At 65.3% G+C, this 12,480-nt stretch carries 9 protein-coding genes; 2 read left to right on the top strand and 7 right to left on the bottom strand.

Going from position 1 to position 12,480, the window contains the following annotated elements; all coding sequences use genetic code 11:
* Window positions 1-18 precede the first annotated feature (18 nt).
* The 7 genes from IB261_RS10720 to IB261_RS10690 form a co-directional block, all read right to left on the bottom strand.
* A complete protein-coding gene (locus IB261_RS10720; protein ID WP_138216321.1) occupies window positions 19-831 on the bottom strand; it encodes a crotonase/enoyl-CoA hydratase family protein in 813 nt (270 codons plus the stop codon).
* A gap of 238 nt (window positions 832-1,069) precedes the next feature.
* Window positions 1,070-2,413 carry an amino acid permease gene (locus IB261_RS10715; RefSeq protein WP_045208363.1) on the bottom strand — a complete coding sequence of 448 codons (1,344 nt, stop codon included), beginning with the start codon at window positions 2,411-2,413 and terminating at the stop codon, window positions 1,070-1,072.
* A 191-nt stretch (window positions 2,414-2,604) separates the two neighbouring features.
* Window positions 2,605-4,791: a putative bifunctional diguanylate cyclase/phosphodiesterase gene (locus IB261_RS10710; protein WP_081516535.1), complete on the bottom strand. Its 2,187-nt coding sequence runs from the start codon at window positions 4,789-4,791 to the stop codon at window positions 2,605-2,607.
* Window positions 4,792-4,897: 106 nt separating this feature from the next.
* Window positions 4,898-7,150 (bottom strand): Orn/Lys/Arg family decarboxylase, encoded by a 2,253-nt coding sequence (ldcA, locus tag IB261_RS10705; protein ID WP_081516534.1) that lies wholly within the window; start codon window positions 7,148-7,150, stop codon window positions 4,898-4,900.
* Window positions 7,151-7,778: 628 nt separating this feature from the next.
* Window positions 7,779-8,516 carry a DNA polymerase III subunit epsilon gene (gene dnaQ / locus IB261_RS10700; protein ID WP_151186570.1) on the bottom strand — a complete coding sequence of 246 codons (738 nt, stop codon included), beginning with the start codon at window positions 8,514-8,516 and terminating at the stop codon, window positions 7,779-7,781.
* A 71-nt stretch (window positions 8,517-8,587) separates the two neighbouring features.
* Entirely contained in the window at window positions 8,588-9,031 is a 444-nt protein-coding gene (gene rnhA / locus IB261_RS10695) for a ribonuclease HI (protein WP_024763291.1), read from the bottom strand.
* A gap of 11 nt (window positions 9,032-9,042) precedes the next feature.
* Window positions 9,043-9,798, bottom strand: a complete 756-nt coding sequence (locus IB261_RS10690) for a class I SAM-dependent methyltransferase (RefSeq protein WP_151189651.1) — start codon at window positions 9,796-9,798, stop codon at window positions 9,043-9,045.
* An 89-nt stretch (window positions 9,799-9,887) separates the two neighbouring features.
* Between IB261_RS10690 and gloB the strand changes: the two genes are divergently transcribed.
* Window positions 9,888-10,682, top strand: a complete 795-nt coding sequence (gene gloB, locus IB261_RS10685; RefSeq protein WP_192383151.1) for a hydroxyacylglutathione hydrolase — start codon at window positions 9,888-9,890, stop codon at window positions 10,680-10,682.
* 79 nt (window positions 10,683-10,761) lie between these two features.
* Window positions 10,762-12,372, top strand: a complete 1,611-nt coding sequence (locus IB261_RS10680) for a lytic transglycosylase (protein WP_192383153.1) — start codon at window positions 10,762-10,764, stop codon at window positions 12,370-12,372.
* The last annotated feature ends 108 nt before the right edge of the window (window positions 12,373-12,480 follow it).

Raw genomic sequence — 12,480 nt, 5'->3', positions numbered from 1 at the left:
AAGAAGAGTGGACGGACATCAATCGGCGAACTCGGGGGTCTTCTTGCTCATGTGCGCCATCATCGCGGCCTGCAGGTCAGCGGACTGCAGCATGGCGGCGTTCCAGGTGGCGATGTATTCCAGGCCGTCCTCGACGCGGTGGTCGCGGGCGTAGCCGATCATTTCCTTGGTGCCGCGGATGGCAATCGGCGACTTGGCGGCAATCTGTCGGGCCAGTTCCATCACGCCGTCCTGCAGCGCGGAATGGTCGGCGTAGACGCTGTTGACCAGGCCGATGCGCTGCGCTTCCTCGGCGTTGACGTTACGCCCGGTGTAGGCCAGCTCACGCATGATGCCGTCGCCGATCAGGCGCGGCAGGCGTTGCAGGGTGCCGACATCGGCTGCCATGCCCATGTCGATTTCCTTGATGGAGAACTGCGCGTCCGCGCTGCAGTAGCGCATGTCGCAAGCGGAGATCAGGTCGATGCCGCCGCCGATGCAGTAGCCCTGGATCGCCGCAAGGACCGGCTTGCTGCACTTGTCCACGGCGTTGAAGGAGCCCTGCAGCTGCAGGATGGTCTTGCGCAGTGCGCGGGCGTTGCGGCCGACGTCCTTGCCCAGGTGGCTGGCGGCCTGGGCCAGCAGGGCGAGGTCGATACCGGCGGAGAAGTGCTTGCCGGCGCCGCTGAGGACGACGACGCGGACTTCATCCGTTTCATCGGCCCACTGGAAGATATCGATGATTTCCTTCCAGAAATCGGCGTTCATCGCGTTGAGTTTTTCCGGGCGGTTGATCTGCACATGGGCGATCTTGTCCGCCAGTTCAACGCGGAAGGCTTTGTATTCGGTCACGGGAGATGTCCTCGGGAATGCCCTGCTTCTCGTCTGGGTGCGGCGCGCTGCCGCTGGAGCCCGGGCCAACAGTTCTTATGGTTGCCGCATACAGATTTTTGGCATCGCGCCACTATAACAAGGCAAGACCAAAAGTCGATGCCGCGGTCTGTGACACAGGCCACGGCATCGGGCGTGAATCCGCTCGCAATTCGCTCACCAACTGCTTGATCTGGCAGGAAGGTGGCCGCCGCGACAATCAGTCGCCGGCGGCCATCGGCAGCCCCTGCGCGCGGTTGCGGTACTGGCGCCAGGTATACATCGGGATGCCCGCCATGAACACCAGGAAGCCCCAGAAGATCGCCTGCTGCCCAGTGCCGTAGAGCGCCCACAGCGAGTAGAGGAAGCCCAGGCAACCAATCGCCAGCACCTGCGGGCGCGAACGCGGGGAGAAGGACTCCGGTTTCACCGCCAGCATCTGGATCAGCGCGGCAGTGCAGAAGGCGTAGGGTACGACGCCCGTCATGGTGCCGAGCAGGATGATGACGTTGAACACCTCCACCAGCTCGCCATGGCCATCGACCATCACCAGCGCGGTGACCAGCAGCCCGGAGGACAGCAGGCCGTTGGCCGGCGCGCCGTTCTTGTTGAGCTTGCCCAGGGACTCGGGGAACAGCCCGTCGCGGGCCGGCGCCACCGGGATCTGGCCCTGCAGCAATACCCAGCCGTTGAGCGCGCCGAGGCAGGCGATCACTGCCCCGCCAGCCACCAGGTAATAGCCCCAGGTGCCCAGCAGGATGCGCGCGGCATCAGCGAACGGCGACGTGGACTTGGCCAGCACTTCCGGCGGCATCAGGCCCTGTACGGCGGTGATCGACAGGATGTACACCGCGGCAGCCGCCAGGGTGCCGAACAGCGTGGCGCGGGGGATGGTCTTCTTCGGGTCGCGCACATCGTCCGCCGGCACAGTGGCCGATTCCAGGCCGATGAACGACCAGAGCGTCAGCGCTGCCGTGGTGGCGATGGCCTGGGCATAGCCCATGTTCGGCAGCTCGCTGGGCGCCGGGATGGTCAGGTAGTCGGGGTTGAAGTGGAACCAGCCGAGAATGCCCACCAGCAGCAGCGGGATCAGCTTGAGCGCGGTCAAGCAGTTCTGCACCACGGCAAAGGCGGTGATGCCGCGCAGGTTGATCAGGGTGCACAGCCAGATGGCGCCGATGGCCGTGGCGACCATCAGCAGCGGGTCGGCCAGTGCCGGAATGAAAACCCGCAGATAACCGACCAGCGTGACGGCGATGGCGGCGTTGCCGATCCAGGCGGCTTTCCAGTATGTCCAGGCACAGAGATAGCCGGCGAAGCTGCCGAAGCCGTCACGGGTATAGGCGTATGGCCCGCCAGCTCCAGGGTTGAGCCGCGCCAGCCGGGCGAAGGTGAAGGCGAGGATCACGGCCCCGGTGCTCGACACCAGCCAGCCGAACAGACTGAGCCCGCCGAACGCGGCCAGGCTCGACGGCAACAGGAACACCCCCGACCCCACCATGTTGCCAACCACCAGCGCGGTGCAGCTCCAGAACCCCATGCTGCCCTTTTTCGCTTCCGCCATCTGCGCTCCTTAGAAGCCCGCGATCTGTATTTTCGTGTTGTCGCCCTGGCCATCGAAGGGGCGCAGAGCGGCGATCTGTCCTACAGGGTAGACAGCGCCGGGCAAAGGAGGAAACCGTTTTGCAGGACGAGACCGCCCGTTTCGAGCGATTTCGCCCCGCGCGGTCAATGCCGCTGCAGAAATTCCGCCGCTCAGGCGGAGCCGAACTGCCGCGTGCCGATCCCGTAGAGCTGCTCGAACTGCAGCGACGGCATCGGCTTGGCGAACAGGTAGCCCTGCCCTTCGGTGCAGCGTTCGGCGCGCAGGCGGTCGCGCTGGGCGGAGGTTTCGATGCCTTCGGCGATGGTCTCCAAATCGAAGCTGCGGGCCATGTCGAGGATCGCGCGGATCACCGAGAGGTCCTGCTGGGTCTCCAGCATGCCGATGACGAAGGTGCGGTCGATCTTGATGCGGCTCAGCGGATAGGTCTTGAGCAGGCTGAGGGAGGCGTAGCCGGTGCCGAAGTCGTCGAAAGCGATCCCGACCCCATAGGAGCGCAGGCTCTGCAGGGTACTGAGAACGGTGTCGTCGTGGTTGAGCACGATGTTCTCGGTGATCTCCAGTTCCAGCGCCTCCGCCGGCAGGCCGTGCCGTTCCAGTGCCTCCAACACCTGGGTGACCAGGTTGCCCATGCGGAACTGCGCGCCGAACAGATTTACCCCCATGCGCAGGTCGGGCGCACCGTTGCGCCGCCAGTAGGCAGCCTGGGCGCAGGCCTCATCCAGTATCCAGGCACCGACGATGGCCGCCAGCGGGCCGCCCTCCAGCGACGGCAGGAAGGCCGCCGGCGACAGCAGGCCGCGCTGTGGATGCTGCCAGCGGATCAGCGCCTCGGCCCCGCGCAGGGAGCCGTCGCGCAGGCTGACCTGGGGCTGGTAGAACAACAGGAACTCGCCGTTGGCCACGGCACGATGCAACTCCATGCCATACAGGTGCCGCGCCGCCGCTTCCATCTTCAGCGCCGGAAGGAACACAAACGCGTGGCTGCGACCGCTGCTCTTGGCCTTGAACAGCGCCAGGTCGGCGTCACCCACCAGCTCCAGCGCTTCCTGCGCATGCAGAGGCGCCAGAGCCACGCCGCAACTGGCAGCGACCCGCACCTCATGAGCGTCGATGACGATGGGCTCGGCGATACTGGCGATCACCGCCTGGGCGAAGCGCATGGCGTGTTCGGGCGAGAGCAGGTTCGGCTCGAGGATGGCGAACTCGTCGCCACCGATGCGCGCCACCGTGGCGCCAGCGGTGGCCAGCCGGGCCAGTCGCTCGGCAACCTGCCGCAGAATGCCGTCGCCGACGGCGTGGCCGAGGGAGTCGTTGACGTCCTTGAAGCCGTCCAGGTCGATCATCAGCACGGCCGCCGGGCGCGACTGCACCAGGACTTCCTCGGTGCGCCGGTAGAACTGGCCGCGATTGGCCAGCCCCGTGAGTACATCGACGCTGGCCAGTTGGCGCAGCGCCTCCTCTTCCCGATGGCGGGCGGTGAGGTCCTTGAGCACTGCCTCGAACTTGAGCTTGCCCCTTTCCGACCAACTGAAGAGCGTCAGGCCCAGCGAGAGTTCGGAGCCGTCCTTGCGCAGGCCGGCGATTTCCCCCGGCACGGCCATGCCGTCCAGGGAGGTGGCATCGCTGGCTCCGCTGATCAGGGCGCGGAAGGACTGGCGACTGCGCTCGGGCAGCAGCAGCTCGAAGGACTGGCCGCTGCCTTCGATCAGGTCGTAGCCGAACAGGTTGGCCGCCGCTTCGTTCCAGGCACCGATCTCGCCCCAGCAGTCGAACCAGACCACGGGAGTCGGCGAGGTGCCGGCGTACTCCTCGAACAGCGGCCGGGTGCGCGACGAGGCCACCTCGATGCGGCGCAGTTCGAGCCGGTCGGACGCCATGCGCGCCAGCTCGACCAGACGCTCGCGGTCCTCGCCGGAAAAGTCTTCGTGGGGCTGGCTGTCGATGATGCACAGCGCGCCCAGCGCCTGTCCCTCGACCGAGAGCAGCGGCACGCCCGCGTAGAAGCGCACGCCATTGGGCGCCGTCACCAGCGGGTTGTCGTGGAAGCGCTCATCGCGGCTGGCGTCGCCCACCACCATCACGCCGTCCTGGGCGATGGCATGGGCGCAGAAGGATACGTCGCGCCCCATGTCGACTTCGCCGATGCCGGTGGCGGCGGCGAAGAACACGTGGTCACTGCCGATCATGTTCACCGCTGCGACCGGCATGCCGAACATGCGCACAGCGATCTGCACCACCGGGTCGAGGCTGGGCAGCAGGCTTTCGTCGTCGAAACCGTAATCGGAGAGCGCACTCAGGCGCTCGCTCTCGTTCGGCAACGTCACGGGACAGCGCATGGGGGAAACCTCCCTTTTTCCTCAATTTCTCCCTTTACCGATGCGCACAAGGATAGTTCCACTTTTCATACAGTGATGTATGTCGCTGCTGTCAGTAGTCGGACGGTCACTTGCAGCACTCCACGGTATAGCGCCGCTCGCCGTCTACCTCGCGCACCTGCAGGCCATGGACGTCGGAGTCGAAGCCGGGAAAATTGCGTTCGAAGCTCTGCGCGAAGGCCAGGTAATCGAGTATGGAGCGGGTGGATTCGGTGAACCGCTCGCCCGGCATGATCAGCGGGATACCTGGCGGATATGGCACCAGCATCACCGCGGCGATGCGCCCTTCCAACCGATCGATGGGCACCGCCTCGACCTCGCCGCGCACCAGTTGCGCGTAAGCGTCCGCCGGGCGCATGGCGATTTCCGGCAGCACCGTGTACATGCGCTTCATCGCCTTGGCGGTGGCGTGGTCGCGATAGCAACGGTGCAGCTCATCGCAGAGGTCGCGCAGGCCCATACCCGCATAACGTACGCCGCCGGCCTGGGCGACGCTGGGCAGCGCGTCCGCCAGCGGCTGGTTGGCGTCGTAGCTGCGCTTGAACTCCAGCAGTTCGGTGACCAGGGTGCTCCACTTGCCCTTGGTCACGCCCATGGAGAACAGCACGAGGAAGGAGTACAGCCCGGTCTTCTCCACCACCAGCCCGCGCTCCCAGAGGAAGCGGCTGACCACCGCGGCGGGAATCCCGCGCGAATCCAGGCGCCCGCCGGCGGTGAGCCCCGGCGTGGCCAGGGTGACCTTGATCGGGTCGAGCAGCACGTAGTCTTCCACCGCGTCGCCGAAGCCGTGCCAGTCGGCGTTGGGTTCCAGCACCCAGTCGCGGGTCTTCACCTCGTCAGTGCCCTCGACGCCCGGCGGCTGCCAGACGCAGAACCACCAGTCGTTCTCCGCGAGGTTCTGTTGCACATTGGCCAGGGCGCGGCGGAAGCTCAGGGCTTCGTCGAAGGTTTCCTGGATCAGCGAGCGCCCCGCCGGGCCTTCCATCATCGCCGAGGCCACGTCCAGCGAGGCGATGATGCCGTACTGCGGCGAGGTGGAGATGTGCATCATGAAGGCTTCGTTGAAGCGTGCCTGCTCGAAGCGCCGCGCGCCGGCATCCTGCACATGGATCATCGAGGCCTGGCTGAAGGCGGCGAGCATCTTGTGCGTGGAGTGAGTGGTGAACACCAGCGGGCCGCTGTCGTCACGACTGGTGCCCATGCCGTAGCGTCCGTCATAGAACTCGTGGAAGGCCGCGTAGGCGTACCAGGCTTCGTCGAAATGCAGTACCTCGACGCTGTCGCCCAGGGCCTGCTTGATCATCTGCGCGTTGTAACAGAGGCCGTCGTAGGTGGAGTTGGTCACCACCGCCAGCCGCACCCTGGGCTCTCGGCCGCGCGCCAGCGGGCTGGCCTCGATCTTCGCGGCGATGGATTCGCGGCTGAACTCCGACAGCGGGATCGGCCCGATGATGCCCAGCTCGTTGCGCTCAGGCGTCAGGTACAGCGGGATGGCGCCGGTCATGATGATCGAATGGAGGATCGACTTGTGGCAGTTGCGGTCCACCAGCACCAGGTCGTCGCGGCAGACCATGGAGTGCCAGACGATCTTGTTCGCCGTGGAGGTGCCGTTGATCACGAAGAAGGTATGGTCGGCGCCGAAATTGCGCGCCGCACGGGCTTCCGCCTCGGCCAGCGGACCAGTGTGATCGAGCAGCGAGCCCAGCTCGGGGACCGAGACGGAAAGGTCCGAACGCAGCGTGTTCTCCCCGAAGAACTGATGGAAGGCCTGTCCCACCGGACTCTTGCGGTAGGCCACGCCCCCTCCGTGGCCAGGCGTGTGCCAGGAATAATTGGACTGCGCGGTGTGCTCCACCAGCGCGCGGAAGAACGGCGGCAACAGGCCTTCCAGGTACTTGCGCGCAGCGCGACTGACCTGGCGGGCGAGAAAGGGCACGGTGTCTTCGAACAGGTAGAGGATGCCGCGCAGCTGGTGCAGGTCGGCCATGGACTCGGCCGGCGCGTTCTCGATGGTCATCTGTTCGCCGAGGGCGAAGATCGGCAGTTGTGGCGCGCGCACCCGCGCCATGCGGATCAGCTCCACCACATCCTGCAGAAGGCGCTGGTTCTCCCCCGCCCCCTCGGCGGCGACCAGGATGCAGGCGAGACCGTGGTGGGTCGAGGCAACGATGCGCCCCTCGGCGGAGCTGGCGGTGGAAAGGATGCTGAAGCCATCCTGCTCCAGCTCCCGCGCGATATCCCTCACCCGGTCGCCGGCCACGGTATCGGCCTTGATGTCGCGGTGAACGATGAGGATGGGGAATTTTAAGTCTTTGTACATTGTGAACCCCTGAATGGACGTACGACTGGCGTCGATCCCTTTCAGAGTATGGGCTCACGGAATGTAGGGGAATGCACCCGGCAGACGGCTGTAATAAAACGTCGCGTGGCTGACAGGTGCGCTCACCTTGAGCGTTTTGCTCTGGCTCTGGCTCTGGCTCTAAAAGACTTCCAGAGAAATGCCAGCGCACTCCAGACTGCCCCGTTCAGGAGGCCTCGTTGAATTGGAGTTTCAGGGGTTGTGTCGCGAGAGCCGCGATGGGCCAGGGATGGCCCTTCGTGGGGGGACGCCTAGTTCGTGCCCCTGAAACTTCGATTCAACGAGGGAGTTTTTCGCCTAAGCGAAAAACCGGACGTCCGGGGCAAGCCTTCTTGGTTACTTCTTCGGCGCTTGGAAGAAGTGACTCGCCCGAGGGGGCGAAACACAGAGTTCGCGCGTATGTCAGAGCGACGCCGAACCGCCTAAGTCAAAGCAGCGTTACAGGATCAACACCCGAGCAGAGAACGGCGCCGGCCCTGCCGGCGGATCGCGGGCATGGCCCGCTCCTACAGAAGTCGCATCCGTGCGTTGACCCTCGGAAACGAAAAAGGCCCCTGTTCAGGGGCCTTTTCTCAGGTAGCGCGGAGGATCACTCCTTCGGCGCCTCCATCTGCGCCCACAGCGCCGGACCACCCGCGGACTTCTCGATCACCGCCAGGCGCGCCACATGCGCCTCGATCTCCGCATCGCTCGCGCGAATCACCCGGGTCAACCCGCGATCTGCCGCCAGGCGACGGATCGCCGAGGCCGTGGCACGGCCGCTGCCGTCACCCTCCGCACCATTGCCAGCCAGCGATAGGCTGGTCTGGCCACCGGTCATCGCCAGGTAGACGTCGGCAAGAATCTCGGCGTCGAGCAATGCGCCGTGCAGGTCACGGCCGGAGTTGTCGACGCCATAGCGCTTGCACAGCGCATCGAGGTTGTTGCGCTGGCCCGGATGGCGCTCGCGGGCCATCAGCAGGGTGTCGAGGATGCCGCAGTAGTCGGCGACGTCCGCACGCTCGGACTGCCCCAGCAGGGCGAACTCGTTGTTGATGAAGCCAACGTCGAACGCCGCGTTGTGGATGATCAGTTGGGCGCCCTTGATGAATTCGAAGAAGTCATCCGCCACTTCACGGAAGCGCGGCATGTCCTTGACGTATTCATTGGTGATGCCGTGGACCGCGATCGCACCTTCGTCGATCTCGCGGTCGGGCTGCAGGTAGACGTGGAAATGCCGGCCGGTCAGGCGGCGACCGTCGAGTTCGACGCAACCGATCTCGATGATCCGGTGGCCGTCGGTGACCGGCATACCGGTCGTTTCAGTATCGAGTACGACGCTGCGCATTCTGTGTGAAACCTTCTTGCGATTGATGCGCCCGAATGACTTCGGGCGACCTTGATTCTGAGAGCGGACGCTTAGCGCGGCAGCTCGCTCACGCCACGGTTGGCGAGCATGTCGGCGCGCTCATTGCCGGGGTGGCCGGTGTGGCCGCGCACCCAGCGCCATTCGACAGTATGCCGGTTTACCTGCTCATCCAGCGCCTGCCACAGGTCGGCGTTCTTCACCGGCTGCTTGGCGGCGGTCTTCCAGCCGCGCTTCTTCCAGTTGACCATCCACTCGGTGATGCCCTGCATGACGTACTGCGAGTCGGTGACGATACGCACATCGCAATGCCGCTTGAGTGCGGCCAGGGCCATGATGGCGGCCATCAGTTCCATGCGGTTGTTGGTAGTTTCGGCCTCGCCGCCCCACAGTTCGCGCTCGGCGCCCTTGTAGAACAGCACGGCGCCCCAGCCACCCGGTCCCGGGTTGCCCTTGCAGGCGCCGTCGGTGTAGATCTCGACTTTCTCTTCGCTCATTTGGCTCGCTTTCAGGACTCGGAATCGCGGCGGCTGACCTTGGCCACCGGCAGCGGCACCAGTTGGCCGCGCGGCTCGCGACGGGGCTGACGCAGGGGCCGCAGACCGACCACCAGCTTGCGCGCCACCAATAGATAGAAGCCGGCGCCGGAGCCCTGCAGGACGGGGCCCCAGGTCTCCATGCGGGCCAGACGGCCCTGCCATTTCGCCGATGCAAGCGGCGGACGATAACACCCGAAGCGGCGTTTCTCCAGCGCGAAGCCCAGCAGGTTGAGCCAGTCGCAGACCCGGTTCGGCGAGATGCAACGGGCGCGGCGCAAGGCATCGCGGGCGAAGTAGTGGCGGATGCCCCAGGCACTCCAGGGATTCACCCCGACCACCAGCAGGTGCCCGCCCGGACGCACGCTGCGCGCGGCTTCGCGCAACAGGCGATGCGGCGACAGGCAGAAATCCAGGCCATGCTGCAGCAACACCACATCAGCGGCATGCTCGCCCAGCGGCCAGGCCGCCTCGTCGCAGGCGATCTCCACGCCGGGCAACGGCGGCCCGAGGCGCACGCCACGCTGGATATTGCCAACGCTGGCCGGCAGCTCCGCATGCGGCCCGTAATGCACCAGGTAGCCGCCGAAATAGCGCTCCAGCTCGTCGATCAGCAACTGCTGTTCTTCGGCGAGCATCATTCCGCCGATCGGCCCGGACAGCCAGTGGCGGGCCTGGTCGATCAGCTCCAGCCAGTCGGCATCGGCCTGGGCGAAGGGTTCTTCGATCATCACTACCCCCTGTGGGACAGCGCGACACAAAAGTGCGTATCCGCACTACTATGCGCCAATGCCCACCACTTGGCGACTTTCCACCCATGATACAGATAGATGCTCTGCCCGCCTTTTCCGACAACTACCTCTGGCTGTTGCAGGATGTGACCCGCCGCGAATGCGCGGTGGTCGATCCGGGTGACGCCGCGCCAGTCGAGCAATGGCTGCAGGCCCATCCCGGCTGGAAGCTGACCGACATCATCATCACCCACCACCATGCCGACCACGTCGGCGGCGTCGCCCGCCTCAAGGCGGAAACCGGCGCCCGCGTGCTGGGCCCGGCCGGAGAGAAGATTCCGGGACGCGACGTGGCGCTGGAAGACGGCGACCAGGTCGAAGTGCTGGGGCTGGGCTTCGAAGTCATCCATGTGCCCGGCCACACCCTCGGCCACATTGCCTATTTCCATGCAACGAACAGCCATGACGATGAAAGCCAGCCACTGCTGTTCTGCGGCGACACCCTGTTCGCCGCCGGTTGCGGCCGCCTGTTCGAAGGCACGCCGGCGCAGATGCATGCCTCGCTGAGCCGGCTGGCCGCCCTGCCCGGCCGCACCGCCGTGTACTGCGCCCACGAATACACCCTGAGCAACCTGCGCTTCGCCTGTGCGGTCGAACCGGAGAATCCGGAGGTCCTCGCGCGCTTCGAAGGGGTCAGCCGCTGGCGCGAACAGGGCAGGATCAGCCTTCCTTCTTCCATTGCCCTAGAACGAGCTACGAATCCTTTCCTTCGCGTGTCGGAAATATCCGTTAAGAAAGTCGCCGACGAGCGGAGCGGCCAGCAAATCCGCACGCCGGACGAGGTCTTTGCGACCATTCGCCGCTGGAAGGATCAATTCTGAAGGCTGGCGAAATCTTGACCAGGGCAGGCTCGGTTTCTAGAATCGCCGAAATTTTTGCCCCGGACATAGTCATCAGCCAATGCCGCCCAAGACCAGAAAGACCTCCGATCTAGACGCATTGGCACGTGCCATCCGAGTCTCCATCGTCCTCCTCGCAGCGGGCCTGGCGGGTTGCCAGTCGACCCAGCAGACCGCCAGCGACAACCAGGCCCGCAGCGCCTCCCGCGCCGTCGACGTGCAGTTCAATCCAGCCTGGAACCAGGCCCAGAACGATATCTGGGAACGCATGCGTGGCGGCTTCCAGTTGCAGGACCAGCTCAATACCAACCCGCGTATCGAGCGTCAGCGCCTTTGGTTCATGAGCAACCAGTCGTTCCTGGAAAACGCCAGCGAGCGCGGCGCGCCGTACATGCACTACGTCGTCGAGCGCCTGGAAGAGCGCGACATGCCGCTGGAACTGGCGCTGTTGCCGATGATCGAGAGCTCCTACAACCCGATGGCCGTGTCGCGTGCCCAGGCCGTAGGCCTGTGGCAGTTCATCCCGAGCACCGGTACGCACTTCAACCTGCGCCAGACCAACTTCTATGACGGCCGCCGCGACATCACCGCGTCGACCAATGCCGCGCTGACCTACCTGAACCGCCTGCACGACATGTTCAACGGCGACTGGCTGCTCGCGCTGGCCGCCTACAACGCCGGCGAAGGCACTGTCAGCCGCGCGATCGAGCGCAACGAGCGCCTCGGCCTGCCCACCGACTACTGGAACCTGCCGCTGCCGCAGGAAACCCAGGACTACGTGCCCAAGCTGCTGGCCCTGTCGCAACTGGTGAATGCCCCGACTATCTACGGAATCAACCTCAGCCCGATCGCCAACCAGCCCTATTTCACCTCGATCCGCGTCAAGCCGGGCCTGGACCTCTCCCAGGTCGCCGCCGCAGGCGATCTGGACCAGGACGAACTGCAGCAGCTCAACCCCGCCTTCAAGCGTGGCGTGACCTTGGATGGCCCGCACCACCTGCTGGTGCCGCTGGCCAAGGCGGATTCGCTCAAGGCCGGCGTTGCGAACCTGGAGCCGGTACAGGTCAAGCCCCTGGTGGCTTCGAGCAATGGCCATTATCGCGTGCGCAAAGGCGACAGCCTGCACAGCATCGCCCAGCGCTACCGTCTGAGCGTGGCTGAACTCAAGGCCGCCAACCGCCTGAGCGCCAACCGTCTGCGCAATGGCCAGACCCTGGTCATCCCCGGCCAGCCCGGCCGTCCGACCATCGAGCCGGAGAGCCCGCGCCAACTGGCCCAGGTGGAAAGCTCGAAGACCGTCGCCAGCGCCCGCGTCGCTACTCGCAGCTACACCGTGAAGAATGGCGACACCCTGTGGAACATCGCCAAGAAGAACGGCGTCGAGGTCGCGGACCTCAAGCGCTGGAACGGCCTGGACAGCCATGGCGTCAAGCCCGGCCAGACCCTCAAGTTGCAGAGCGCCGCCGCTACCCAGCTGGCTTCCAGCAGCAAGAGCAAGGCCAAGCAGGACACCGCGACCTACTACAAGGTCAAGCAGGGCGATTCGATGTACCTGATCGCCAAGCGCTTCAACGTCGAGATGCAGCACATCAAACGCTGGAACCCGCGCAGTGGTCAGGCCCTGAAGCCGGGCCAGACCATCACGCTGTACCTCGATACCGCCAGCCGCTGAGTTTCACCTTGCGCCGGGGCGCACAGCCCCGGCCGCATGTCTTCTGGCAGCAAGGACAAGCTGCTACTGTACGACGCAACTCTCCTTCAGCCAGCCGGGATCGGATCC

Source organism: Pseudomonas sp. PDM20 (assembly GCF_014852575.3).
In the GTDB taxonomy this organism is placed as follows: Bacteria; Pseudomonadota; Gammaproteobacteria; order Pseudomonadales; family Pseudomonadaceae; genus Pseudomonas.
This window is presented reverse-complemented; position numbering and strand designations above follow the sequence as displayed.